Annotated in this window: 21 protein-coding genes; 11 read left to right on the forward strand and 10 right to left on the reverse strand. The window is 63.1% G+C overall.

Annotation, left to right across the window (positions count from 1 at the left end; genetic code table 11):
- Window positions 1-96: 96 nt before the first annotated feature.
- The 3 genes from glgA to THIVI_RS15895 all read right to left on the reverse strand — a co-directional run bounded on the left by glgA (window position 97) and on the right by THIVI_RS15895 (window position 4,804).
- Window positions 97-2,280: a glycogen synthase GlgA gene (gene glgA / locus THIVI_RS15885; protein ID WP_014779559.1), complete on the reverse strand. Its 2,184-nt coding sequence runs from the start codon at window positions 2,278-2,280 to the stop codon at window positions 97-99.
- Window positions 2,281-2,408: 128 nt separating this feature from the next.
- Window positions 2,409-4,256, reverse strand: a complete 1,848-nt coding sequence (locus tag THIVI_RS15890) for an Hsp70 family protein (RefSeq protein WP_014779560.1) — start codon at window positions 4,254-4,256, stop codon at window positions 2,409-2,411.
- A complete protein-coding gene (locus THIVI_RS15895) occupies window positions 4,253-4,804 on the reverse strand; it encodes a DUF2760 domain-containing protein (protein ID WP_014779561.1) in 552 nt (183 codons plus the stop codon). Before THIVI_RS15895 ends, THIVI_RS15890 begins: the two co-directional genes overlap by 4 nt.
- Before the next feature lie 211 nt (window positions 4,805-5,015).
- On the opposite strand from THIVI_RS15895, the gene THIVI_RS15900 reads away from it, so the two are divergent.
- On the forward strand, window positions 5,016-5,276 hold the full coding sequence (locus THIVI_RS15900; RefSeq protein WP_245537286.1) for a DUF2934 domain-containing protein: 261 nt from the start codon (window positions 5,016-5,018) through the stop codon (window positions 5,274-5,276).
- 149 nt (window positions 5,277-5,425) lie between these two features.
- On the opposite strand, the gene egtD is transcribed toward THIVI_RS15900, so the two are convergent.
- The 3 genes from egtD to THIVI_RS15915 all read right to left on the reverse strand — a co-directional run bounded on the left by egtD (window position 5,426) and on the right by THIVI_RS15915 (window position 10,601).
- Complete coding sequence (gene egtD, locus THIVI_RS15905; protein ID WP_014779564.1) at window positions 5,426-6,466, reverse strand: L-histidine N(alpha)-methyltransferase; 1,041 nt, start codon at window positions 6,464-6,466, stop codon at window positions 5,426-5,428.
- On the reverse strand, window positions 6,463-7,761 hold the full coding sequence (gene egtB, locus THIVI_RS15910; protein WP_014779565.1) for an ergothioneine biosynthesis protein EgtB: 1,299 nt from the start codon (window positions 7,759-7,761) through the stop codon (window positions 6,463-6,465). The genes egtD and egtB overlap by 4 nt, the downstream gene beginning before the upstream one ends.
- Window positions 7,762-8,282: 521 nt before the next feature.
- Window positions 8,283-10,601, reverse strand: coding sequence for a tetratricopeptide repeat protein (locus THIVI_RS15915; protein WP_014779566.1), 2,319 nt, complete (start codon window positions 10,599-10,601; stop codon window positions 8,283-8,285).
- A 261-nt stretch (window positions 10,602-10,862) separates the two neighbouring features.
- On the opposite strand from THIVI_RS15915, the gene THIVI_RS15920 reads away from it, so the two are divergent.
- From THIVI_RS15920 to THIVI_RS15930, 3 genes are all read left to right on the forward strand, one after another.
- The gene (locus THIVI_RS15920) at window positions 10,863-11,525 is read left to right on the forward strand and encodes an LON peptidase substrate-binding domain-containing protein (RefSeq protein WP_014779567.1); all 663 of its coding nucleotides are present in this window, start codon (window positions 10,863-10,865) and stop codon (window positions 11,523-11,525) included.
- Window positions 11,526-11,587: 62 nt separating this feature from the next.
- Complete coding sequence (locus THIVI_RS15925) at window positions 11,588-11,914, forward strand: HesB/IscA family protein (RefSeq protein WP_014779568.1); 327 nt, start codon at window positions 11,588-11,590, stop codon at window positions 11,912-11,914.
- A gap of 21 nt (window positions 11,915-11,935) precedes the next feature.
- The gene (locus THIVI_RS15930) at window positions 11,936-12,349 is read left to right on the forward strand and encodes a SufE family protein (RefSeq protein WP_014779569.1); all 414 of its coding nucleotides are present in this window, start codon (window positions 11,936-11,938) and stop codon (window positions 12,347-12,349) included.
- Window positions 12,350-12,485: 136 nt separating this feature from the next.
- On the opposite strand, the gene THIVI_RS26085 is transcribed toward THIVI_RS15930, so the two are convergent.
- Genes THIVI_RS26085 through THIVI_RS15940 form a run of 3 tightly spaced genes read right to left on the reverse strand, consistent with a single transcriptional unit; the run spans window position 12,486 to window position 15,088 of the window.
- Window positions 12,486-12,608: a hypothetical protein gene (locus THIVI_RS26085; RefSeq protein ID WP_014779570.1), complete on the reverse strand. Its 123-nt coding sequence runs from the start codon at window positions 12,606-12,608 to the stop codon at window positions 12,486-12,488.
- 15 nt (window positions 12,609-12,623) lie between these two features.
- Window positions 12,624-13,427 carry a monofunctional biosynthetic peptidoglycan transglycosylase gene (gene mtgA, locus THIVI_RS15935; RefSeq protein ID WP_014779571.1) on the reverse strand — a complete coding sequence of 268 codons (804 nt, stop codon included), beginning with the start codon at window positions 13,425-13,427 and terminating at the stop codon, window positions 12,624-12,626.
- Window positions 13,428-13,447: 20 nt separating this feature from the next.
- The gene (locus tag THIVI_RS15940) at window positions 13,448-15,088 is read right to left on the reverse strand and encodes a sensor histidine kinase (RefSeq protein ID WP_245537287.1); all 1,641 of its coding nucleotides are present in this window, start codon (window positions 15,086-15,088) and stop codon (window positions 13,448-13,450) included.
- 162 nt (window positions 15,089-15,250) lie between these two features.
- Between THIVI_RS15940 and THIVI_RS15945 the strand changes: the two genes are divergently transcribed.
- From THIVI_RS15945 to THIVI_RS15975, 7 genes are all read left to right on the forward strand, one after another.
- Entirely contained in the window at window positions 15,251-15,904 is a 654-nt protein-coding gene (locus THIVI_RS15945; RefSeq protein WP_014779573.1) for a CDP-alcohol phosphatidyltransferase family protein, read from the forward strand.
- Entirely contained in the window at window positions 15,901-16,533 is a 633-nt protein-coding gene (locus tag THIVI_RS15950; RefSeq protein ID WP_014779574.1) for a lysophospholipid acyltransferase family protein, read from the forward strand. Before THIVI_RS15945 ends, THIVI_RS15950 begins: the two co-directional genes overlap by 4 nt.
- Window positions 16,530-17,477 carry a phosphatidate cytidylyltransferase gene (locus tag THIVI_RS15955; protein WP_014779575.1) on the forward strand — a complete coding sequence of 316 codons (948 nt, stop codon included), beginning with the start codon at window positions 16,530-16,532 and terminating at the stop codon, window positions 17,475-17,477. Before THIVI_RS15950 ends, THIVI_RS15955 begins: the two co-directional genes overlap by 4 nt.
- Window positions 17,478-17,545: 68 nt before the next feature.
- Entirely contained in the window at window positions 17,546-18,655 is a 1,110-nt protein-coding gene (locus THIVI_RS15960; protein WP_041447215.1) for an IS5 family transposase, read from the forward strand.
- A 53-nt stretch (window positions 18,656-18,708) separates the two neighbouring features.
- Window positions 18,709-18,840, forward strand: a complete 132-nt coding sequence (locus THIVI_RS24810; RefSeq protein ID WP_157174481.1) for a hypothetical protein — start codon at window positions 18,709-18,711, stop codon at window positions 18,838-18,840.
- Window positions 18,841-19,976: 1,136 nt separating this feature from the next.
- Window positions 19,977-20,846, forward strand: coding sequence for a vWA domain-containing protein (locus THIVI_RS15970; protein WP_157174482.1), 870 nt, complete (start codon window positions 19,977-19,979; stop codon window positions 20,844-20,846).
- A gap of 148 nt (window positions 20,847-20,994) precedes the next feature.
- A complete protein-coding gene (locus THIVI_RS15975) occupies window positions 20,995-23,133 on the forward strand; it encodes a tetratricopeptide repeat protein (protein ID WP_014779577.1) in 2,139 nt (712 codons plus the stop codon).
- A 398-nt stretch (window positions 23,134-23,531) separates the two neighbouring features.
- Here the strand turns inward: THIVI_RS15975 and THIVI_RS15980 are convergent, their stop codons facing one another.
- Window positions 23,532-24,641, reverse strand: coding sequence for an IS5 family transposase (locus tag THIVI_RS15980; RefSeq protein WP_041447215.1), 1,110 nt, complete (start codon window positions 24,639-24,641; stop codon window positions 23,532-23,534).
- Window positions 24,642-24,781 lie beyond the last annotated feature (140 nt).

Here is a 24,781-nt window from a genome sequence, read left to right on the forward strand (position 1 = left end):
ATGCCGGAGTGACACACGAACATCGCTCACGAACGTCCAATCGGCTCGCGTGTCACTCCTTTATAAAAAAATAAAAATTCCGTACCCGGAATTTTTTCAGGCATCGCGGATGTAATCGTAGATGTTCAGATAGTCCTGCCCCGGCACGTTCCAGGAGTAATCCGAGCGCATGGCGTTCTTCATCAACTCGCGGAAATGCTCCGGGTGGTTGCGATAGCAGGCGATGGCACGCCCGAGCGCGGATTCGAGTCCTGGATTGTCGTAATCCTGGAAGACATAGCCATTGCGCGCATGCAGCGGCCGATCCGAAAAATCCTTGTCGAACACCGTATCCGCCAGTCCGCCGATCGCACGCACCACCGGAATGGTGCCGTAGCGCAGCGAGATGAGCTGAGTCAGTCCGCAGGGCTCGAAGCGGCTCGGTACCAGCATCATATCGGCGCCGGCATAGATCAGGTGCGACAGATCCTCGTCGAAGCCGATCTCCAGATGACAGTCCGGACTGTCGTTGAGCATCCGCTTGAGACCCCAGAAATCGCCATTGATGCGGTCATCCGGACTGGAACCGAGCAGCACGAACTGGGCGCCGCGCTCCAGGGTGTAGAAGATGGCGTGACGCACCAGATCCAGACCCTTTTGCGGGTCCAGCCGGCCGATGAAGGCGACGATCGGCTTGTCGTTGTCGGCGAGCATCAGGCGGTGACGCAGCGCGCGCTTGTTGTCGTATTTGCCGTCGATCGAGTCGATCCCGTAATGCACCGGGATGTGGCGGTCGACCTCGGGGTTCCAGATATCGTAATCGATGCCGTTGACCACTCCGCCATATTTGATGTGATGGGTGTGCAGCGTCGGTTCCAGGCCGAAGCCCTGGCCCTGATCCTTGGTCTCGAAGGCATAGCGCGGCGAGACGGTGGTCACGAAGTTGGCATAGACGATGCCGCCCTTGAGCAGGTTCAGCGCCTTGGGGTGACGGTTGTCGGCCATCCGGGTCGGATCGAAAAAACGCTCGGGCCGATGCAGTCCGGTGGCGTGCAGCAGTTCGACGCCGGTCACCCCCTGGTGGGCGAAGTTATGAATGGTCAGGCAGACGCGCGGATGCGTCATCCCGAGCGTTTGATAGAACTCGTAGAGAAACACCGGCACCAGCGCGGTCTGCCAGTCGTGACAGTGGATGATGTCCGGGTGCTTGCCCGATTTCCAGAGGAACTCCATCGCGGCGCGCGAGAAGAAGGCATAACGCAGAACATCGTCCTTGAAGCCGTAGATGCTGCCTCGGTTGAAAAAATTGTCCGGCGAATGCGGTTCGATGAAAAAGCACTTGCGGTCATGCACGAAGCCGAAGAAGACCGTGCAATGGATGGCGCCGTCGTACCAGGGCACCCAGAGATCCTTGTAGACCTCCTGGAGATCGAAGATCTGGTCATAGCGCATCGAGGCATACTTGGGCAGGATGATCTCGACATGATTGCCGCGAATCGCCAGTTCGCGGCTGAGACCGAAGACCACGTCGGCCAGACCGCCGACCTTCGCCACCGCCGCGAGTTCGGGCGTGATGTGGACGATGAAGAGGCTGGGGCGGCTGGGTGCCGGCGGCGCGGCGGGCGGCGGCTCCGGAACGAACTCGGGCGGCGGCTCGTCTGCCTGCGCGGATTCCGGAGGACGTTCCGGTTGCGGCTCCTCGGCGGGCTCCAGTGTCGCAGCTGCCAACGGCGACGCGACTGTCCCTTGCTCAAGGCTGTCCTGGGTTGGCGCAATGGGCTTGGGTGCGGCGGATGGCTGTGGTGGCGGCGATAGCTTGGTCGCTTGGCGACGGTCATCCGCGACGAGCGGAGCGCTCGCGTCGGTTGTCGGGGCAGTTACCGGTTCAGTCTTGATCACGGCATCGGTCGTTTTCGGTGACGCACTCGCCGAGATGGCCGGGGAACCGGAGTCGGGCTTCGTTGGGTGCGCGGTCTGTTCAACCGGCCTCGCCGTGGTGCGAGATCCTGGTTTCGATGCCGGTTTTGCCGCTGCGGGCCGAGGCGTCTCCTTTGCTGCCGGCGCCTGCAAAACCGTCTCCGGCTTTGGTTCGGTGCTGACGGGCGCGTCCACCGAGCGCGCTTGCTTGCCCCCCGCAGTCGCGTCAGCCGGCGCTTGGGGCGACTTGGCCGAAGCGTCGCCGGACGCCTTTGGGGCGGCTTCGCTTGGCGCGATCTTGCTTGCGGCGATGGTTGCAGTCTTATCGGCCGCGCGCGGGCGCGCGGTCGGTCCCTGTTTCGATCCAGTCGGCTTTTTCGCCATGCACTCGTTTCCTGCAGCGGTGTCGTCTCTGGGAGAACGCTTAACGACTCTATTATTAGTGTACCGAGGTCGCGCTTGTCAAAAGCGGCGAATCCGCGCCGATACGCAGCCGCGCGGATTCGTCTGACTCAGTCCCCGCGATTGCCCCGGGTATTGAAGGCGACATTCCAGCGTTCCTCGGTCGCATCGACCGGGATCGCCGTGAGTTCCAGGGTGCCGACCTCCGTGACCGCCGCCTGCAGTCGCACGGCCACCACTTCGCCTTTCTTCCGCTGTTCGGCTGGCAGCGTGGTCTGGATCTCGTCCAGTTCGTCGAGTTCGTCCTCCCGCCACTCGTCCAGAAGTTCGCCGACCTGGTCCTCGCGACGCACGCTGGAGCCGAAGAAGCGGAAACGCACCGGCTCGCCAACCACCAAACCAAACTCCTGGGGCGGCGCGACCGGCGCGGAACCTTCTTCCAGCCCGAAGGGAACCAGACAGAGCGCCTGAAGCTCGGGTTCCATGCCAGGGATGGCAGGCATCGCGCTCTCCACGCCGACATAGTAGGTATGCGAGGTGCCACCGCGAATCCGCACCCCGCCGTGACGGCGCACATGGGCATAGAAAGCGGCCCCTCGCGCCACGGCCAGATCCAGATCGCGGGACTCCAGCAGGCGTGCCGGCGGCGCGTCCTCGGCCGCCAGCCACTGGTTGAGTACCTCCAGGACGCGCGCCTGGAGCGGTGTGGCCTTGAAGACACCGCCGTTGAAGAGCACCGCGGTCGGGCGCAGAAAACTCGCGCCCGGATGTTGGGCGACGAAGCCAGCCAGATCCTCGGTCGCGCCGCTCTGCCGACCCAGGAAGGCGGCGAGATGACGGGTCACGGCCGGATCCTGCGCATAGGGCAGACCGACCTTGGTCAGGGCGCCGCGCGCGCGGCTGGCTGGTCGGCTGCTGGACTCGACCGCCGGGAAGAAGCCCTCGATGAGGCTGGCCTGGACCTCCTCGCGCGTCAGTTCGGTACGGATGCTGCCGCCGATCAGACGCGAGCCGCGACTTGGAACGACAACCGGCAGGCGCTCAAGCTCGGGATTGGCGAGGAGCGATTCCTTGGCCTGACGGCAGCCGTGGGTAAGCGCCTGCAACTGCCAGCGGTCCAGTTCGACGCCGGATTGCGCCAGCTTGTTCTTGAGCAGATAGGCCAGCGCCAGGTCCATGTTGTCGCCGCCGAGCAGGATGTGCTCGCCGACCGCCACCCGGGTCAGTTCCAGCGCGCCCGCGTTCTCGGTGACCGCGATCAGCGACAGGTCGGTGGTTCCGCCGCCCACGTCGACGACTAGGATGACATCGCCCACCCGCACCTGATTGCGCCAATCGCCCTGGCTGTCGCTGACCCAGCTATAGAGCGCCGCCTGCGGCTCTTCCAGGAGCACCAGATGCTCGATGCCGATCGCCTTCGCGGCCTCGGCGGTCAGCTCGCGCGCCGCCGGATCGAAGGAGGCGGGCACCGTGACCGTAACCTCCTGACGGTCCAGCGGCTCGTAGGGATGCAATCCATTCCAGGCATTGCGCAGGTGCGCGAGGAAATGGATGCTCGCCTCGAAGGGCGAGACTTTCGGGATCTCGTCCGGCGCGCCAGCCGGCAGGATCGGCGACTTGCGATCAATATCCGGGTGACAGAGCCAGCTCTTGGCGCTGGACACCAGACGAATCGGGGTCATAGCGCCCTGATTGCGCGCCAGTTCGCCGCCGATGCGGGTGGAATCGCTCTGCCAGGGCAACCCCAGATCGCTGATCCTGAATTCGTCCTGGTGAGGCAGATAGAGAAACGACGGCAGCAGTGGCCGCGCTTCCACCGCGCCCGGCGAGACGAGTTGGGGGACAGGCAGCAGCGCCTGAACGATGTTTTCCCCCTCGCTCTTTTCCGAGTCCACGTAGGACAGCGCGCAATGGGTCGTCCCGAGATCGATGCCGACGGCATAACGTCCCGCGCTCACAACTCCACCTCCGCCGCCGCGAGGATCTTCAGGTTATGCCCGCTGGTGACCGCCGGAAGACGGGTTTCCACCACGCGCCAGCCGCGATGCGCCAGCGAACCGGTAAAGGGAGGGTCGCCGACCACATGACCCGTGGGCCGCAGGGCCGAGGCGTCGAAACCCCGCTCCAGGGTGATCCGGCTACCTTCCGGCTCGTCGCGTACCGGGATGATCGTCAGATGCTGTTGCAGCACCCGCTGACAGCCCTGATGGACAATCCGCGCGGCGGAACCGACTTCCTGGTCGGAGTAGCTCTGGATGTCCTCGTGAAGAAAATCCACCAGACGCCCTTCTTTCTGCAACAGGCCGAGCAGGAGCAGGGCGGAATCCGGCGCGGCCGTTGCCGGTGGCGCCGCGGCGGGACGCGCCTGCCGCGCCGCCGGATGCGCGGATTCGCCGGCCGGTAGGGTCGCGACGGCGTGCGCAAAATCAGGGTCTTTCAGGATGCGTCGGAAACTGCCGAACGCAATGAATGCCCTCCGGAAAAAGGACGGCGCCGATGATGCCATGAAGGGTTCCTCTTCGCTGTGAAGGTCGCTAAAGTCGGTGAAGGCGCCGAGACGCCGATCGAGAGCGCATCAGGATGCGCCAAGTCACGCGCCCGCGCTGAAGTCGCGATTATACGGCTCTTTCGGGAGTCAAGGGGGATGGGCGGGATCGTGGCATAATCCGCATGCGCTTCACTGCTATTTTGTGCCGCCCCTGCCGCGCGGCCAGACGATGCTCAGACCGACAGAGACGCTCCTCGCCATGAAGACCGAGACCGACAGGATACCGACCGCCCCACAACGTCAGGAGATGATTGCGATCGCCGCCTATTATCTGGCGGAGCAGCGGGATTTCGCGCCCGGCGGAGCGGATGCGGACTGGCTCCGCGCCGAGCAACTGATCGACGCCATGATCGCCGACCGGCGGATCGGCCGCGCGACCGAACCGGAGGCCAGACGCGCCAGCATTCGCAACGCGCTTCAATTGACCTGAACCCGTCGGTACCTGGCTAGGAACGACATTCTACGCCACCATTTGGAAGACGAAATTTCGGGGGGAACCTCAGTTCGTCGAGCGCGACGAATTCGTAGTATTGGTATTCGCTCATGGGTTGGACTCGGATGGAGTGCGCGCGTCGAGATTCAGGTTACGTCACTCACGCGCAGACACTGCACGCTGAACAGATCCGCCACATCGGTCCAGACCTGTTCGGCCTCGAAACCGGCATCCCGCGCGAGGCTTTGGAAATCGGCGACGCCATATTTGTAGGAGTTCTCGGTGTGGATGGTTTCGCCCTCGCGAAACGTGAAATCCTGACCGGAAACCCGAACCCGTTGCTCGGCCAGACTGACCAGATGCATCTCGATCCGGCTCCGCGCGTCGTTGAAGAACGCGCGATGCGCAAAGGCATCGAGATCGAAATTGCCCTCCAACTCGCGATTGATCCGGGTCAGCAGGTTGAGATTGAAGGCCGCCGTCACACCCTGGACATCGTTGTAGGCGGCGTTGAGGAGCGCCGGATCCTTGCGCAGATCGACGCCGATCAGCAGTCGTCCGCCCGGCCCGAGCAGTCGGGCGACCCGTTCCAGAAAACGCCGGGCGTCCTCGGGATCGAAATTGCCGATACTGGAACCGGGGAAGAAGGCGGCCAGTCGCGGCCAGTCTGGCTCCAGCGGAAGTTGGAAGGAAGCGGAGTAGTCGGCGCAGACGGCCCGGATGGCGAGCAGCGGGAAGCGTGCGGCCAGGGCGTGCGCGGATTCCAGCAGATGGTCCCTGGAAATATCGACGGGAATGTAGACCTGTGGCTCCAGGGCGGCCAGCAGCGTCTGGATCTTGAGACTGCTGCCGCTGCCCAGCTCGACCAGCACGCAGCCGCGCCCGAGACGGTCGGCCATCGCACCGCCATACGCGCGCAGGATGCCGATCTCGGTACGGGTCGGGTAGTACTCGGGCAGTTCGGTAATGGCGTCGAACAGACGCGAACCGGCCTGATCGTAAAAGAGTTTCGGCGGCAGACGTTTGTTCGGCTGACCGAGCCCGGCCAGCACCTCGGCGCGCACGTCGGTGGGTGTCGGATGATTGTCGTGAAAACGGACGCGCTCGCTCGTCCCATCTGAAGATTCAGCGAACTCCGGTTGAAGATCCGGATGTCGTGCGTGTTTCATCGCCGCGCGCTGTGTCATGACCTGCTCTCCGCGAGTCGGAATCCCTTGAACTGCCAGCGTTCCTGGGGATAAAAAAAGTTGCGATAGGTGGCGCGCGCATGCTCCCGCGAGGTTGCGCAGGAACCGCCGCGCAGCACCATCTGATTGCACATGAACTTGCCGTTGTATTCGCCGAGCGCGCCGGGCGCCGCGCGATAGCCCGGATAGGGGAGGTAGGCGGAACCGGTCCACTCCCAGACATCGCCGAAGAGTTGGCGCGGTCCGTCGCCCGCCGCCGCCGGGCGCGGATGCAGCCAGCCGCCGTCGACGAAATTGCCTGCAACGGGATGCGCGGTCGCGACCAGTTCCCATTCGGCCTCGGTGGGCAGACGCTTGCCGGACCAGGTCGCGAAGGCGTCGGCCTCGTAGTAGCTGACATGACAGACCGGCTCGGCGGGGTTCAGCGGACGCATTCCGGCGAGCGTCATGATCCGCCAGTCGCCGTCCTGTTCTTCCCAATACAAGGGCGCGCGCCAGCCGTGTTGACGCACCGTGGCCCAACCGTCCGAAAGCCAGAGCGCGGTCTTCTCATAGCCGCCATCGGCGATGAACTCCAGATACTCGCCATTGGTGATCGGCCGGTCGGCCAGCGCGAAGGGTTCGAGAAAGACGCGGTGACGCGGGTGTTCGTTGTCATACGAGAAGTCGCCCGTGCCGGACGCGGCGCCGATCTCCCCCAGACCGCCATCGAACGACAGCCACTGCAAGGGGTCTGGCTCGCCGATCGGCGAGGACGGCAGATCCGCGCGATAGGCAGGACGCAGCGGATTGTGCGCGAAATGCCGCTTGATGTCGGTGATCAGCAATTCCTGATGCTGCTGTTCGTGATTCAGGCCGATCCGCAGCCGTTGCTCAACCGTCGGCCAGTCGCTCGCCGGACAGTCGGCGATCAGCCGCGCCATGGCCGCGTCGATATGGTGGCGATAGTCATAGACCTCGGCCACCGTCGGGCGCGACAGCAGACCGCGCTCGGGGCGCGGCCAGAAACCGCTGCCGGTCTGCTCGTAATAGCTGTTGAAGAGATACTCGAAACGCGGATGGAAGACCCGATAGCCGGGCAGCAAGGGCCGCAGCAGGAAGGTCTCGTAGAACCAGGAGACATGGGCCAGATGCCATTTCGGCGGACTCGCCTCGACGACGGTCTGTAAACCATAATCCTCGATGACCAGATGCTCGCAGAGTTGCTCGCTGAAGGCGCGGATGCGCTGGAAGTCCCTGAATCGATGCGCGCGCTCGGCGTCGCTGTGATCGTCGCTTGCCGGTGTTGCCTGCATGGTTCCCTCGCTTGAATGGCTAGTTGATCGCCGCCCACAACCGCACCCTTGGCCAGCCGTGCCGGTCAGAGCGCGTTGGGAGCGAGGCGACGTGTCGTCACTTGGCGGACGTCGATTGCAACGGTATGTGCAGAGTGCGGTCGACTTCGATGATTTCCAGCAATTGCAACCGCGTTTATGAGGGGATGCGTCGTTTTGAACGCGGTTTAGAAAGTGTCCATCAACTGTTTCTCGACTTGAGCGGCACTGTTCGGCCGCCATCGGGACGTCGAAAATGGACAGTTGCTGAATGACGGTTTCACGCGGAGGCGCGGAGTGCGCGGAGTGCGCGGAGAAAGACAAGATGAATGATGGAGATGGCCTCCAAGGAACCTTCCGATGGCAATCGCTCGGCGTGAGCCGTCGTCCCTCTTTCAACTCTCCGCGTCTCCGCGTGAAACATTAGACAGTGTCCATCAACGGTTTCCCGACTTGAGCGGCACTGTCCGGCAGCAATCGGGACGTAGCAAATAGACAGTTTCTTAGTTGGTCCGTGCGACCCGTTGCTGACGACGGCGTTGCACGCGGAGCGCGTCCGTGCCTTGCGTGGCGCCCGCCAGTTCCGCGAACTCCCGCTCGGCCCAGGCGCGATCGCCGAACAGGTCGACGATGCCATCGGTCCACTGAAGTTGTTCGGCGGCGGTGAGTCTGCCCTTGATTCCCGCATACAGCGCGCGCACCGGTTCCTGGCCGAAACCGCTCTCCAGCAGCCGGTTGGCGAGTTGGTGCGCCTCGCTCGCCGAGCCGCAGCGTTCCGCGGCCTTCTCCAGCAACGCCTTGACCGTTTCCTCCAGACCCAGTTCCCTGGCCACTCGTGCCAGTTCGGCAAAGGCGAAATGGTTGCTGGCCTGTTCGGCGGCTTGTTCCAGCGCGGCGGCGGCCCCGTCCCGATCGCCCAGCAGGCGCCCCTTGACCGCAGCGAGCTTGCTGAAGTCGTAGGCGGTTCGTTCGCTCAACCCGGCCAGTTGCCGCTCCCAGTCCTCAAGCAGCTCCCGAACCAGCACGCGGGCCTGCTCGCGATCCGGCAGCAATTCGGCGGCCGATTCGGCGATCTGAATGACATTGGCGAAACCCTGGACCCGACCGGCGGCGTCTTTCAACAGCCGGATCGCCCAGTCGCTATCGCCCAGATGCTGACTCACGCTGGCAACCAGCTTGCGGGCCTTGGAGAAATCCCAGCCCTCCTCGTCCAGCTTCTTCTGCGCGTCCAGCAGCAGCTTCCGGGCATAGAATCGGTCGTCGAGTTCGGCCATCATGGCGTCGATCAGCTTGAGCGTCTTGACCGCGGTATTGGCACCCTTTTCGGCATCCTGGAACACCGCGTATTTCTCCTGGTTCGCTTCGCGCTTGGCCAGCTTTTCCTCGACCACCGCGAGCCAGTCCGCGTCCTCCGCGAAATCGGTCTTGACGGCCGCGACGAGACTCTTCATCTCGCCGACCGAGGTCACCTGCTCCTCCGCCTTGGCAAACCATGCGCGGGCCATCTCCCGGTCGCCCAGCACGGCCAGCGCACGCTTGCCAAGGTCCAGCAAGGCCGGGGTTCCGGACGCCAGCTCGCTGGACTTGACCAGAATCTCGCGGGCGAATGCCTGATCGCCGAGCTTGGCCGCGACCGCGTCCAGCAATTTCAGATGCTGTCCCAGGTCGGTCATCCCGGCCATCGCCTTGCGATAGATCGCCGTCGCCCTGGCCGTTTCGCCGAGCCGGTCGACAACCTCGGCGGCGACCGACAACAGGTCGTTGGGCTGGGTCAAGGCATCCGCCGCGCGGCCATAGACCTCCGCCGCATAGGCCTTATCGCCGGTGTCCGCGATCACCGCCTCGGCCAGCTTGAGCCGTTCGGCGGCGGCGCTCATGCGCTCTTCGGCCTTGGCGTAGAACTGCTTGGCCAGCGCCGGATCGCCGACTTTCGCAGCGATGAATCCTCCCAGTTCCAGAAGCTGGCCCTTGTCGTTGACCTCGGGCAGCGCCCGGCGATAGGCGGCGACGGACTTGTCGCGATCGCCCAGCAGGGTCCAGTACGCAGTGGCCAGATCGAGATGTTCCTCGCCGCTCATGGCGAATTCGGCGGCCTGCTCCATCAGCTCCGCGACCTTGTCGCCATCCTCGAACAGCGCCTTGTAGCCGGCGGCCAGGGCCGCGAAATCCTTGGGAAACTGACAGTCGGTCTCGGCGTTGTCGAGCACCTTGCGGGCCGCGTCCCGGTCGCTGAAGGTGTCAAGATAGCCTTTCGCGTAGGCGACCGTCTCGGTCATGCCGTCCAGATGACGCGCGGCCTTCTGATAGAAGGCGCGCGCCGCCCCGGCGTTGCCTTCGGCGGACAGCGTGCGCGCGAGATCGAGGTAATCGGCCAGGGTCTTGGCCTGCGCCTCGACCTTGGCGAGCAGGGTCGCGGCCAGCGCCTCGTCGCCCAGCGACTCCTTGGCGTAGCCCGAGAGCGTCAGGAATTCGCCAAGCTTTTTCGCCTCGCCGGCGGCCTCTTCGATCAAGGCGCGACCCTTCGCGGGATCGATCCCGGTGCGCGCAAGACTGGCACCCAGCGCGGCCTTCTCCAAGGCATCGAAGCAGGCATCCTCCGCCTGCCCGTAGAGATCCCCGGCGTAATCGGTCAGACCGGCGGCAACGGCGCCCTCGGCGGCGGCCAGATAGTCCGCCGGCATCTGACACTGCGCCTCGGCGCGCTCCAGCAGGGTCTTCGCATAGTCCGCATCGATTGTGAGGGCGGCTTGCGCCAGCGTTGCGAAGTCGGCCGCGCTCTTGCATTGCGCCTCGCGGGTCATCAGGTCTGCCTTGGTCGTCATCGGAGTTCCTCGAATTTCAGCTCGTTGTTCAGGTGCGAAACCGCGTCCGGCAAGGCCCGCGCTGTTGTTGAAGGTGATGTCCTGACATCAATCTACCCGCAGAGGGCGGTTAATGGACAGATGGAATTTCGTCACCGATGGACTGTGGAACGACCGCGCGCACCCCATGTAACCGTCAACAACGATCGACGTGCGATGACGTGATCGGTCTCGGCCAATCGTCCCGAGCCTGGATGCCGGGTTCGGATCATGGAGCATATGATGACCCGTAGCCCCTTCTTTCCCAAATTTTCCGATCTGCCCGCCGAACTCCCGATCTTCCCCCTGGCCGGCGCGGTCGTGATGCCGGGCGTGCAGCTCCCGCTCAATATCTTCGAGCCGCGCTATCTCAACCTGGTGTTCGATGCACTGGCGTCGGATCATCTGCTGGGCATGATTCAGCCGACCAGCGAAACCATGCTGGACGAGATTCCGGCGCTCCACCGCATCGGCTGCGCCGGCCGCATCACCTCCTACAGCGAGACCAGCGATGGACGAATCATCCTGGTTCTGACCGGCATCTGCCGGTTTCAGATCAAGCGCGAAATCGAGGCTCGTCAGGGCTATCGGCGCACGGCCGTCGACTGGGAGCGGTTCGCCGCGGACTGTCATGACAACGCGGAAACGATCGCCGACCGCGCGGGATTTCTCACGTCGCTCAAGTCCTATTGCAAACTGCGTGGGGTCGAGGTGCCCTGGAACGACATCGAGAAGATGGCCGACGCCGATCTGACCAATCTGCTCTGCGCCCATCTGCCGCTCAGTCCGGAGGACAAACAGGCACTGATCGAGACCATCTCCACCGGCGAGCGCGCGGCCCTGATGCGCGGACTGCTGGACATGGCGTCGGCCTCCAGCATGCGCGTCGCGGAGCATCGGCATTGAAATCGACCGCTTCTGGGGCAATTTCAAGATCCTGACGACATTCTGATTCACGAGGGTTTTCCATGGCAGTTACCTTGACTGAAGCAGCCGCGCGCCATGTGGCGACGATGCTTGCAAAGCGCGGGCATGGCGTTGGTTTGCGGGTTGGCACGAAAAAAAGCGGCTGTAGCGGCTTCGCCTATGAGGTCGATTACGCCGATGGCGTCGACGCCCAGGATCGGGTGTTCGAGAGTCATGGCGTCCAGGTGGTGGTCGACGCAGACAATCTTGAGCGCATCGACGGCATGGAAATCGATTTCGTGAAATCCAGTTTGCTCAACGAAGGCTTCGAGTTTCGCAATCCCAGGGTGAAGGATCGCTGCGGGTGCGGCGAATCGTTCAGCGTTTAGAGGTGACCCACGAGCCCCGCGATGAGACACGACGACATTCAAGAGATCATCGATAATTTCGAGCTACTGGGCGACTGGGATCAGCGCTATCAATACCTCGTCGAACTTGGCGAGCGAATGCCCCGAATGCCGGTCGAAGACAAGACCGACGCCAACCGGGTGATGGAGTGCATGAGCCTGGTCCATGTCGCCGCGCATCCGGATCCCGACCGGCGGGGACATCTGTTCTACACCGGCGACTGCGACACGGCCATCATCAAAGGCGTGGTCGCGCTGTTGGTGGAGCTGTTCTCGGGCAAAACCCCAGCGGACATCGAGTCGCTTGACGTGGACGATCTCTTCAAGGGCTTGCGGCTCGAAGAACATCTGAGTCCGAATCGACACGTTGGCGTCTATGCCATCGTCAATAAAATGAAGCGGCAGGCACAAGGCTGAAGACCATCCCCTGACACCGCGTCCAGCACGCATGCCGCGTTTCACCCTACTGCCATTAAAGTGATTTCCGAAAAAGCGCAGACCATTCGCCCCGCCTGAAACCGTTCGTGGTTCGAGTACCTCACCACGAACGGTTTCAGGCTTCGAGTCCGAGTCCGAGTCCGAGTCCGAGTCCGAGTCCGAGTCCGAGTCCGAGTCCGAGTCCGAGTCCGAGTCCGAGTCCGAGGATCTCCGGGAAATCGCCTTCATGGCACTTCATTGTTCCGCCCCCCGTTTATAGTTGTTTCAAATAGCGCATCCCACCCAGCCGCTGGCTTTGGTCGAGGATCCAATCCGCGCGCTGCTGGAGCCGTTCGGAGGGGTGGTCCAGCCGATACATGCCGGGTGCCGGTAAAGCGCCGATCAGCAGCGCGGCTTCCTCCAAGCCGAGTGCGCTGGCTGGGCAACCGAAATAGCGCTGGCTGGTGGCTTCGACGCCGTAGGTGCTTGGGCTGAATTGAGCGACGTTGAGATAGACCTCCAAAATCCGCTCCTTCGACCACAGAACTTCCATCAACAGCGCCAGCCAGGCTTCGATTCCCTTGCGCAACCAACCCGATTCCGGCCACAAAAACAGATTTTTGGCGGCCTGTTGAGTAATGGTGCTGGCGCCGCGCAGTCGGCCTCCCCGGCGGTAATCGGACCAGGCATGACGGATTTCGACCAGATCGAAACCCAAGTGATGCGGAAATCGCTGGTCTTCGCCCGCGATGGCGGCCAATCGAACGGTCGGCGGGATCCGTTCCCAGGGAACCCAGTCATAGCGGTAATAGGGGGGCGACTGATCGAGTCGCCAGACATTGAAGGCATGACGCAACATGAAGGCGGACGCCGGCGGATCCACCCAGCGAAAGACGCCGACCAGCAGCACCGACAGCAACACCGAGAAGAGCGTCAGCCCCAGCAACAGACGCAACAGCCAGCGGACACCGGACACCAGCGGGTGTCGGCTCCAGCCGCCCGCCGCGCGCATCCGCGTCGTCATCCACCCGGCGCGGACGGGATCCCGCGCTTCAGCAGCCTGATCGAGAGAATCCATGTCCGCGGCACACCTCAAAATCAGCCGGAAAAGACCAGCCTGAAGCAACTGCCCTGGGGTTTGGCAGGCGCGTAGGTCAGCCGAATCCCATTGCTCTCCGCGAGTTCCCGCGCGATGTAAAGCCCAAGCCCGGTCCCCTTGGAGGTCGTCGTATAAAATGGGTTGAAGATCTCATTGACGGTCGCGGCATCGATCCCCGGTCCCGCATCGATAATCTCGATCAGCGCCTCGCCCAGGTCGCCGGTCCGGTCGAGCCGAATCAGAATCCGGGCCGGCTGCGCGTCCTGTCTGCCATGGATGAGCGCGTTTTCGCACAGATTGGCAAGGATCTGATGGAGATGGCGGGGATCGGCCTCGACGGCGATGGCGTCCGCGTCGAACGCGAGTTGGAGCGCGTTCTCGTTCAATTGATGGCGTTCGCGAAATTCGGCGGCGAACTCCTCCAGCCAGACGGCCAGATCGATCGGGGAAGGCTGCCGCTGATTGCGACTGGAGAGTTGCAGCACGCTGTGCACGGTTTCTTCGATGCGCGCGCCGTTGCGGCGGACGATCTCCAGCAGGTGATGGTCATCGTCGGTCAGCCCCGGACTTTCGGTCAATAATTGGCTGGCATGGGTCATGGCACTCAACGGATTGCGAATATTGTGGGCAATGCTCGCGGTCAATGTCCCCAGCGAGGCGAGCTTGATCTGCTGGGCCTCCCTGGCGACCTCCCGGTTGTCGCGCAGATAGAGGATGACGCCGCTGGCGCGATAGTCGCCCAGCAGCTTGAGCGAGACCCGAATCTCCCGGTCGCCGATGTGGATCAGCCGCCCATTGGGAGGGGACGGCCGCACCTGCGTCGCCAGCCAGGCGCCCAGTTCGGGCGAGAGATCGGACAGCGCCGCCCCGGTGTTGAACCGCTTGGCTCCGAGTAAATCCAGCGCGGCCCGGTTGAGCAGTCGCAAGCGGCGTTCACCATCGGCCACCAGGATGCCGGTGCCGATGCTTTGGATGATGAAGTCGTTGAGTTTCGAGAGATCGTCGATGTCGACCTTGCGCCGCGCCGCCAACGCCTCCGCCGAGCGCACGCGCCGATACAGCACATGCGACATCAGCGCGACCATAAAAAACAACAGACCCAGCAGGCCGGCTTGGGTGAAGGACGTGGCGTGCGCATCGCCCTGCATGGCGGAATAGATCTGCTGGGCAAAGATGGCCAGCGAGGCGAGCGCGGCGAACAGCAGCGACAGACGGCCTTCCATCATCAACGCGGCGGCGGCGACCGCGACGGCGAGCAGGATGCCAAGCCCGCTGGCAATGCCCCCCGCGGCATGCATCAGGAGGGTATAGGCGAGGATATCGACGAAAATGCCGATCTGGACCTGTTGGATCCGGTGCGGCCAACGATTCGCCAGGGATAGCCCGCCGAGCAGAACCAGCGGTGCGTAAACCAGCAGGATGGACCAGGCGAATCGGGTGTCGACTCTGCCCGTCGCCGGATCCACGACCGCCGGGGAAAAGACCAGAATCAAGCCGCATAAAATCAGCATGCGGAAGACCAACAGCCAGCGTAACGCGCCCCAGGTCGGATAGCGCGCGCCAGGATCGGGTGCGGGCGCACCTGTCGCGCCAGGTGCCGCTGGGGGATTCGGGTCTTCCTGCGTCCGGCCCATATTCATCGCCTTGCGTTCTTTCCGAGCCGGTCGATTCCAGGCTCGACATCCTTCCGAACGGCGGCGTACTTGCGTCGATTCCAGTGGTTCATGCATAGTCCAGCCAAGGTTAACGACTGCCGATTAGCGTTTTTTGGCAACCCGATCGACCAGTGAGGATTCGCCGCCATGTCATCCGCTCCGAGCGTCCGCCGTCCACTCAAGACCCGCGATGCCACTTGGGCGCGCGCCCTGGCGCGCTGGCTCGCGCAGCGCCGGGTGTCGCCGAACCGGATCTCGCTGCTGAGCCTGGCGTTCGCCGTGCTGGGCGCTGGCGCCATGCTGCTCGTTCCGTTCGCCGAGCCGGCCGCGCGCATCACGCTCCTGGTGCTTGCCGCCGTTAGTATCCAGTTGCGCCTCCTCTGCAACCTGCTCGATGGCATGGTCGCGGTGGAAGGCGGGCTGGGTTCGCGCGTGGGTGAAGTCTACAACGATTTACCGGACCGGCTGGCCGATCCGCTGTTGATCGTCCCGGCGGGTTACGCGACCGGGCTGGCCTGGGGGCCGGAACTGGCCTGGCTGGCCGGCTGTCTGGCCCTGCTGACCGCCTATATCCGCCTGCTCGGCGGCACCTGCGGTTTGCCGCAGGACTTCCGGGGTCCCATGGCGAAACCCCATCGGATGGCGGCCATGACCCTCGGGCTCCTGATCGCGGCGCTGGCGGTGCCCTTCGGATGGGATGGCTGGATCCTGATCCTCGCCTTGCTGATGGTCGCGGCGGGGGCCGCCTGGACCGCCGCGCGGCGGGTGCATGTCATCCTGGATGCGCTGGAATCGCGGTGACGATCGTGCCGCTGACCGCCGAACTGCTTGCGGGGCTGACCCGACTCATCACGGCTGTCAGCGCGCGCTGGGTGGGTGGCGCGCCCAGCGATGGATTCGGCGCGGCGCCCCGCGTCTATTTCGCCAATCACACCAGTCATCTGGACACCCTGGTGATCTGGGCGGCGTTGCCACGGACGCTACGCCAGTGCACCCGTCCGGTCGCGGCCGCCGATTATTGGAACCAGCCCGGCGTGCGATGCTGGCTGGCGACCCGGGTGCTCAACGCGCTCCTGATCGATCGTTCCGGTCGCTGGGGGAGTCGCGATTCGCTGCGCGGTCTGACGGCCGCGCTGGACGCGGGCGCTTCGCTGATCCTCTTTCCGGAGGGAACCCGCGGCGATGGGAGCGAGATCGGCGAACTGCGGCCGGGTCTCTATTTCGTGGCGCGGCAGCGCCCGGCGGTGGACCTGGTCCCGGTCCGGCTCCAGAATCTGAGCCGCATCCTGCCCAAGGGCGAGGTATTGCCCGTCCCCATCCTGGGGAGCGCCATCTTCGGCGCGCCCCTCCGGCTTGAACCGGGGGAGGATCGCGTCGCCTTCCTCGAACGGGCGCGCGCCGCCCTGACCGATCTTGGAGAACCGCGATGAATTTGGTCTGGGATCGGGAGATGCTGCTGTTGCTCGGCGGGATCGTCGGGCTGCTGATCCTGAGCAGTCTGGTGGGTCTGGCGCTCGACCGGCGGCTGAGCGGCACGTCGGCCCGCGCGGTGGTGGACAACCTCAACGCCCGCATCCGCTCCTGGTGGATCATGACGGCGGTCTTCGTCGCGGCACTCGCCACTGGCGGGATCGGCTCGGTCATCCTCTTCGCGCTCATCTCCTTCGTGGCCCTGCGCGAGTTCGTCACCCTCGCCCCGACGCGGCGCGCCGACCATCGCACGCTCTTCTGGGCCTTCTTCGTCTTCGCGCCGGCGCAGTATCTGCTGGTCGGCATCCACTGGTACGGGCTCTTCGTGATCCTGATCCCGGTCTATGCCTTCCTCTTCGTGCCGGTGCGCAGCGTCCTGTCCGGCGATACCGAATCCTTTCTCGCCCGCACCGCGACCATCCAATGGGGACTGATGGTCGCCGTCTACTGCGTGAGTCACGCCCCCGCGCTGCTGATGCTCCAGATCCCCGGCTACGAGGGGCAGCAGGCCAAGCTGCTGCTCTATCTGATCCTGGTGGTGCAGTTGAGCGACGTGCTTCAGTACGTCTTCGGCAAGACCATGGGGCGGCGGCGGATCAGCCTGCGGGTGAGCCCGAACAAGACCTGGGAGGGCACGGTCGGCGGCATCGCCAGCGCCAGCCTGGTGGGCGCGCTGCTCTGGTGGGCCACGCCCTTCAGCCCCTGGGCGGCCGGCGTCATTGCACTGCTGATCTGCATCCTGGGGTTCGCGGGCGGGCTGGTCATGTCCGCGATCAAGCGCGACCGGGGCATCAAGGACTTCGGCGCGCTGATCGAGGGGCACGGCGGCGTGCTGGACCGCATCGACTCGCTCTGTTTTGCCGCTCCGGTGTTCTTCCATGTGGTGCGTTATTTCTACGCCTGAGAGGGTGTAGACAAAAATAATTGAGCTGCTATTTGTATACCAGTCTACAACTGAGCTGGTGTGCGCTGATGTCGAAAGCTGGTCGTCCCCCCAAGATTCACGAGGCGGAGCAAGCGGTATTGCGTCAAATTGTCACGGATCGCCCGACCTCCACGCTGTCAGAGATTGCCCGGGAACTCGCGGCACGGACGGGAATCGAGGCTCATGAAGCAACGATTCGCAAGTCCTTGCGGGAGGCGGGCGTCACGCGCCTCCGGGGCGAGAGTGGTCTCGAGGCGCAAGCGCGCGCAACGCCGCGTCGGTATGGGTATACGGATGCGCATCGTCGCCACGACCCCGACCAAAGCTACCCAAGTTGTCTGACCGATGCGGAGTGGGACTTGGTCGCCGCTCTCTTTGAGATGCCGGGCGGGCGGGGTCAACCGCCCCGCGTGTCGCGCCGGAGCATCCTGGAGGCGTGTTGCTACGTGGTGCGCACGGGGTGCGCGTGGCGGATGCTGCCGCACGATTTCGCGCCTTGGCAGAATGTCTACAAGACGTTTCGCCGTTGGAGTGCGGCTGGGAAGTTTGAGCAGATGCATGATCGACTGCGGGGGCAATGGCGCGAACGCGAGGGGCGTGAGATCGCGCCGACGGCGGCGGTGCTGGATGCGCAATCGACCCGCGGCTCGCCGCAGGGTGGACCGAGCGGCTTTGATGCGGGCAAGCAGGTCAAGGGGCGCAAGCGCAGCCTGGTGGTCGATACCTTGGGGTTCGTGTTGGCGGTGAGCGTGGTCGCGGCCAATCTTCAGGACCGCGATGCCGCCTCGGGCGCCGTCGCTGACGCGGCCGCCAAGTACCCCCAGATCAACACGCTGTTTGTCGATAGCGCCTACGCCGGTCAATTTGCCCAAACCACCGAGCAGACCCACGCGATCCGCGTGGAAGTCGTGCGCCATCCAGCCAACAAAAGCGTTGGCTCCTGGCACGTGGACGGGGCGCCTGACCGAGTGGTGATCGCCAACGCCGACGGCTTCGTTCCGCTGCCGAAGCGCTGGGTTGTCGAGCGCACCCATGCGTGGAATGAGCGTGCCCGTCGATTGATCATGCATCATGACCGTCTGCCAGCGGTCTCCGAAACCTGGGTTTGGCTGGCGGAGGCGCGCATCCTGCTGCGGCGGTTGACCACAACGGTTTGATTTTGTCTACACCCTCTAAGAAACGCATGCAAATTGAGGAGCGTTTTCGCGACATGAAAAATTTGCATTTTGGCGAAGGGTTGGAGCGCAGCCGTTCGCGAAGCGCCGTGCGTTTCGCGGTGTTGGTGCTCATCGCCTCGCTGGCGGCATTCCTGTTTTGGCTGCTCGGGACGGCAGCTGAATAGGCAGGGATCGATCAGCGCCTGCATCCCGACAACGGTAAGCGGCGCGTCTATTCGCGCCTGCTCTTGGCCCGCCTGCTGTTCGCCCTTGACAGTTGTCGCAAGATGCTTGAAGAGCTGATCCCCACCGTAACCAATGGGTTGCGAATGACCACGACGCACTGCTGGCCTACGGGGGCGATGGAGGATGAATTCGTGGGGGTACCTCAGGATCCGTCCCGGTTTTACTCGGGTGGACATGCGGCGGAAACCCCGATCCAGTCGAGCTTGGTTTCTGTGGGGTTGTTGGAAATTTTTACACTTGGCCCCAGGTGCCAGAACCGAATATCTCTAGATATGACAAGCCTTTGAGGAGCGGCGACTGACCTGACGAGGCCAATTTCGAGTTTGGCGGGTCGATGGCTGTAAAAAATCCCGACACCCGAAAGGTCATCGCCAACACAGCACGATTTTTATAATGCATTGAATAAATTATAAAAATTTGATAGCGATGCGATTGCTCTGGAGGTTGGGTGTCGGGATTTTTTACACTCGCGAGGGTTTCGCCCCGTCCGCGACGGCTGCGCATGAGGCATGGAGACGCATCCTGCTTCATGCCTTCGCCTAATTTTCTATTATTAAACAGTGTTATGAATCTTTACGGCACCCTTGGTAGAGTGCCGCTTGATGGCGCCGTCAATTTTAGGTGCGAATATTGCTCAGGGGATTAGTCGTGAACGTCTCCATTTCCGGGTTTAGCTGGATTTGTGTCTGAGGCCAAACGCCTCGGCGATCCGGATAGGGTTGGAGACGTCGCGGATTGATCGCGGCCGTGCTTGATTTTAGGAGACTTCGGGCGCGAGATCGATATTCAGTGTCGAATTGCCAGTTTTGAAACAAGAATTTGTCTGTTTCCTGTTCTGGATCTAGTAATTGCATCATTTAGACTTTAGGAGTGAATACACATGAAATCTAACGCTCGATGGCTGATCAGCAGCCTCTTCGGACTTGCGGGACTGGTCAGCGTCTCGGCCGTCCAAGCCGCCGCGTCGGTATCCTGGACCTCGCCGGCCAATGGCACGACGGCACCTGTCGGAACCGCTTTCACGCCCACCGGTAACGCGAGTGCGACCGGGCAGACCAATCCGGGGCTCGATCTGGTGCTGGTGCTCGATTCGTCGGGGAGTATGGCTTCTCCAAGTTATGCGGCGACTTATAACGGCACAACCCTTACCCAAAATCGCCAGATGTGGCAGCGGTTGCTTGCGACCGACCTCGTCAACAGGCTGCCAACCACCGGCGTGCGGGTCGGGGTAGTGCAGTTCGACTCCAGTGCCAGTACGGTTCGTGTCCTGTCGGATCTCAGTACTGACCTTGCCGCCGTAATCACGGCGATCAACAGCGTCGATGCCTCGGGCGGTACAGACATTCCCAGTGGCCAGATTCAGGCGTTCAGTGTCCTGACTGCGGGTGGGAAGCTCAATGATCCCAGCACCATCGCCGCGATGGTGGTATTTTCCGATGGCTCTACCTCTGGGAATCCTGGTACGACCGCCGATGGCCATGCGACTCAGGGCGTCGATCTGATCAGTTCGGTGGCTCTGCCGGGCGCCAGCGTGTTGACGATGCAGGGCATCGTCGATGGAGTCGATAACATTCTGGGCAACGCGGATGACCATGGCGCCTTCATCAACGGCACCGCGAGTATGCAAACCCTGGTCGACCAGTTCACCGCCGGCGGGTCGCTGGTCGGTATCGATCATGTCGATGTGACCTTGCCGAATGGCACGCAACTCAACAATGTCGCGCTTGATCCGCTGGGCGGTTTCACCGTGCCGCAATCATATAACCTGCTGGCTGGCTCCAACACCTGGACCGCGACGGCCTATGCCACTGATCGAAGCGTCGCGACCGCGAGCCTGACGCTCGTGGCGCAGGCGAATGGTGTGCCGATGCCGGGTGTGGTGGGTCTGCTGGCTGCGGGCATGCTGGGATTCGGCGCGGCGCGGCGGAAGCGGGTTATCCGTTGAAGCGGATGTTTCGGCGTCCGAACGGCGCCATCTGAACCGCGGACTGGCCCGCTGTCGGCGCGGGCCAGTCCGCTTCGTGTGGAAGCGCCTCGATGGCGTCGGCGCTGGCCGATCCCCGCAGGCGCGGTCTCTATGGGAACTGAGTCCAATGTCTCGATTGTCGCCTATCCTGCTTTTGTCATTATCCTGTTCATTGGGGATCGACGCGGCCGATCTGCCCGCGCCGGCCGCGATGGGCAGCGCACTCGATCCCTCGCTCATCGATTCCAGCGACGTTTTTGGATTGGTCTCGGAACTCATGCCGTGGGATCCGAATGTCTCGGGCGCGGACGATGCCTTCGCCAGGCTCATTGAGCGCGATCCATGGCGGGCGCTCGACGAGATCGAGAGCCGGTTGAGGAGTCAGGGCGACATGGGCGGGGTCATCCGCTGGGCTCCACGCCTGGCGCAACGCCTTCCAAGTGACTCGCGCGCCAGTCTCCTGAATGCGCTGGCCCTCGCGGCGGCCGGACAAACCGCTCAGGCCCAGGCCGCCCTGGATCAGATCCCAGTGGATGGGCCGGTCGGGACCACGGCCATGTATCGCCCGCTCGCACGGGCCTTTCTCCTCAGGGCGCAACGGCGTTTCGCCGATGCGCTGGAGGCCGCGCGCCAGGCAGGTGAACTCGATCCGCGTCATCCGTATCCCGATAACCTGATCGGCCGGCTTCGGATCGAGCAAGGCGAGGTGGACGCCGCAATCTCCAGTTTCGAGGATGCCATCGCCAAGTCCGACCGATTCGTGCCCGGTTTCACCAATCTGGGCTCGGCTCGCCTCCTCCGCCGCGACGATCAGGGCGCCCACCAGGCGTTCGATCAGGCACTGGCCATCCAGCCCACCAACTGCCCGGCCCTGATCGGGCTGGCCACGCTCGATCAACTGGAATCCGATGCCCGGATGGCCGCGACGCGCCTGCTGGCCTGTGTCGATGCCGATCCGTCGAATCTCCTGGCCCGTCAACGCCTGGTTCCAGTCCTGCTGGAGCAGCGCGACTACGCGGAGGCGGAGCGGCACGCCCGCGCCCTGCTCGATCAAGACGCACCGATGGCCCGCCGGTTGCTTGGAGATATTTTGCTGCGCCTGGATCGGCCTGCCGAGGCGCGTGAGGCACTCGTTCCTCTGGTGTCCGATGACCAGGCAGGCTATCTGCTGGTCTATGCCGATCTGGTCGAAAACGACCTGACCGGGGCGCAACAGCGCCTTCGGATCTTGAATCGACAGGTTGCCGCAGCGGGTCCACGTTTTCTGGAACTGGTGGTCTCCATCGCCTTGGGCAAGGAACCGACGAAGACCGAGATCGCGGAATTGGCGAAGGCGCCTGCCGGACAACCGCTCGCCGATCTGATCACCGCGACCGCCCTGCTGTCATCCGGACGCTTCGACGAAGCGCGGCCTCATTGGCAGCGAAGCGAATCGATTCTAGCGCCTTTTTCACTAATAGGATTGGAGGCGCGGACCCTTGATGACGCCGCGTTCAAGCTTGAGCGGCCGTCCTTTCTGCTTGGGTTCGCGCTCTATCTCAAGGATCTCCAGCCGGCCGCCGGACGCGCCTTCTCCGCTGGCCTTGCGCATGATCCGGATTCACCGTTCGGGCGTTATTTCAGTGCACTGAGCCAACTGGCATTGGGGGATCGACAGGGGGCGATCAAGCATCTGCGCCACGCCCTGATTGCCGCTCCGAAATTCTTCGCCGCGCACACTTTGCTGGCGGGCCTGAGCCTGGAAACCGGAGATAACGCGCAGGCAATCGAGCACTTCGAGGCCGCGCGGCGGCTCCATCTCGATGCGTCCGTCCTGGTCACGCTCGGCATGCTTCACGAACGACAGCAGAACACGGACGAGGCCGTCCGGATCTATCGACAACTCATCGCGGACTTTCCCGACAGTTTCATTGGGTACAACCAACTCGCTTGGTTGTATGCAAGACGCGGAGAGAATTTAGGCAAGGCCCTTGATCTGGCGACCAGGGCGAATGAGATCCAGCCTGGGAATAGCGGTGTTCAGGACACGTTGGGCTGGATTTTCTTCCAACGGGGCGAGTATCCACAGGCCCTGGAATATGCCAGGAACGCTAACCAGATCGCTAAGGGATCGAGGCCGGAGATCCTCTATCATCTCGCGAGAATGGACTATGCGGTCGATAAGAACGTGGAAAAGGTGAAAAAGACGCTCGGCGATTTATTGCAAGGCCATCCAGCGTTTGATGGCAGGGACGAGGCTTCCAGTTTTATTGATCGCCTTAAATAGCGCGGACGCCTGATAGCGTTCCATGCGCGGTCAGACCATCCGATTCGACATGGATGCCCTCGAATGGGCAGCGCATCCCACCGCCCTCCGACCGCTCCAACAAACTCAGTTCCATCCCGATGGTCAGCGTGCGTTGCGCCATTACGTTGCGGAATCGGGTGATAAGTTCAGCGGTCATATTGCGAGTGTTGACAAGGCACACCATCGCGTCAACCCTGGACAAGGTGCCGGGTGGAGCGCAACCGATGTCTGGGGTAGGGTGGACGGGAATCGCGCTCTGAAACTGCAATTTCACTACGACCGGCTGCAATCTGGGGGCAATCCTTTCCGGAAATCATCCAGCACAGTTCAAATCGGGAAACAGTTAGTGGACACTTTCTAAGAGGGTGTAGACAAAATCAAACCGTTGTGGTCAACCGCCGCAGCAGGATGCGCGCCTCCGCCAGCCAAACCCAGGTTTCGGAGACCGCTGGCAGACGGTCATGATGCATGATCAATCGACGGGCACGCTCATTCCACGCATGGGTGCGCTCGACAACCCAGCGCTTCGGCAGCGGAACGAAGCCGTCGGCGTTGGCGATCACCACTCGGTCAGGCGCCCCGTCCACGTGCCAGGAGCCAACGCTTTTGTTGGCTGGATGGCGCACGACTTCCACGCGGATCGCGTGGGTCTGCTCGGTGGTTTGGGCAAATTGACCGGCGTAGGCGCTATCGACAAACAGCGTGTTGATCTGGGGGTACTTGGCGGCCGCGTCAGCGACGGCGCCCGAGGCGGCATCGCGGTCCTGAAGATTGGCCGCGACCACGCTCACCGCCAACACGAACCCCAAGGTATCGACCACCAGGCTGCGCTTGCGCCCCTTGACCTGCTTGCCCGCATCAAAGCCGCTCGGTCCACCCTGCGGCGAGCCGCGGGTCGATTGCGCATCCAGCACCGCCGCCGTCGGCGCGATCTCACGCCCCTCGCGTTCGCGCCATTGCCCCCGCAGTCGATCATGCATCTGCTCAAACTTCCCAGCCGCACTCCAACGGCGAAACGTCTTGTAGACATTCTGCCAAGGCGCGAAATCGTGCGGCAGCATCCGCCACGCGCACCCCGTGCGCACCACGTAGCAACACGCCTCCAGGATGCTCCGGCGCGACACGCGGGGCGGTTGACCCCGCCCGCCCGGCATCTCAAAGAGAGCGGCGACCAAGTCCCACTCCGCATCGGTCAGACAACTTGGGTAGCTTTGGTCGGGGTCGTGGCGACGATGCGCATCCGTATACCCATACCGACGCGGCGTTGCGCGCGCTTGCGCCTCGAGACCACTCTCGCCCCGGAGGCGCGTGACGCCCGCCTCCCGCAAGGACTTGCGAATCGTTGCTTCATGAGCCTCGATTCCCGTCCGTGCCGCGAGTTCCCGGGCAATCTCTGACAGCGTGGAGGTCGGGCGATCCGTGACAATTTGACGCAATACCGCTTGCTCCGCCTCGTGAATCTTGGGGGGACGACCAGCTTTCGACATCAGCGCACACCAGCTCAGTTGTAGACTGGTATACAAATAGCAGCTCAATTATTTTTGTCTACACCCTCTAAGCAAACGTCCATCATAAAAACGTCCGGCCACCCGAGGGTGACCGGACGCTTTGGCTCAGTATCGGCTCC

The organism is Thiocystis violascens DSM 198, assembly GCF_000227745.2.
GTDB lineage: Bacteria > Pseudomonadota > Gammaproteobacteria > Chromatiales > Chromatiaceae > Chromatium > Chromatium violascens.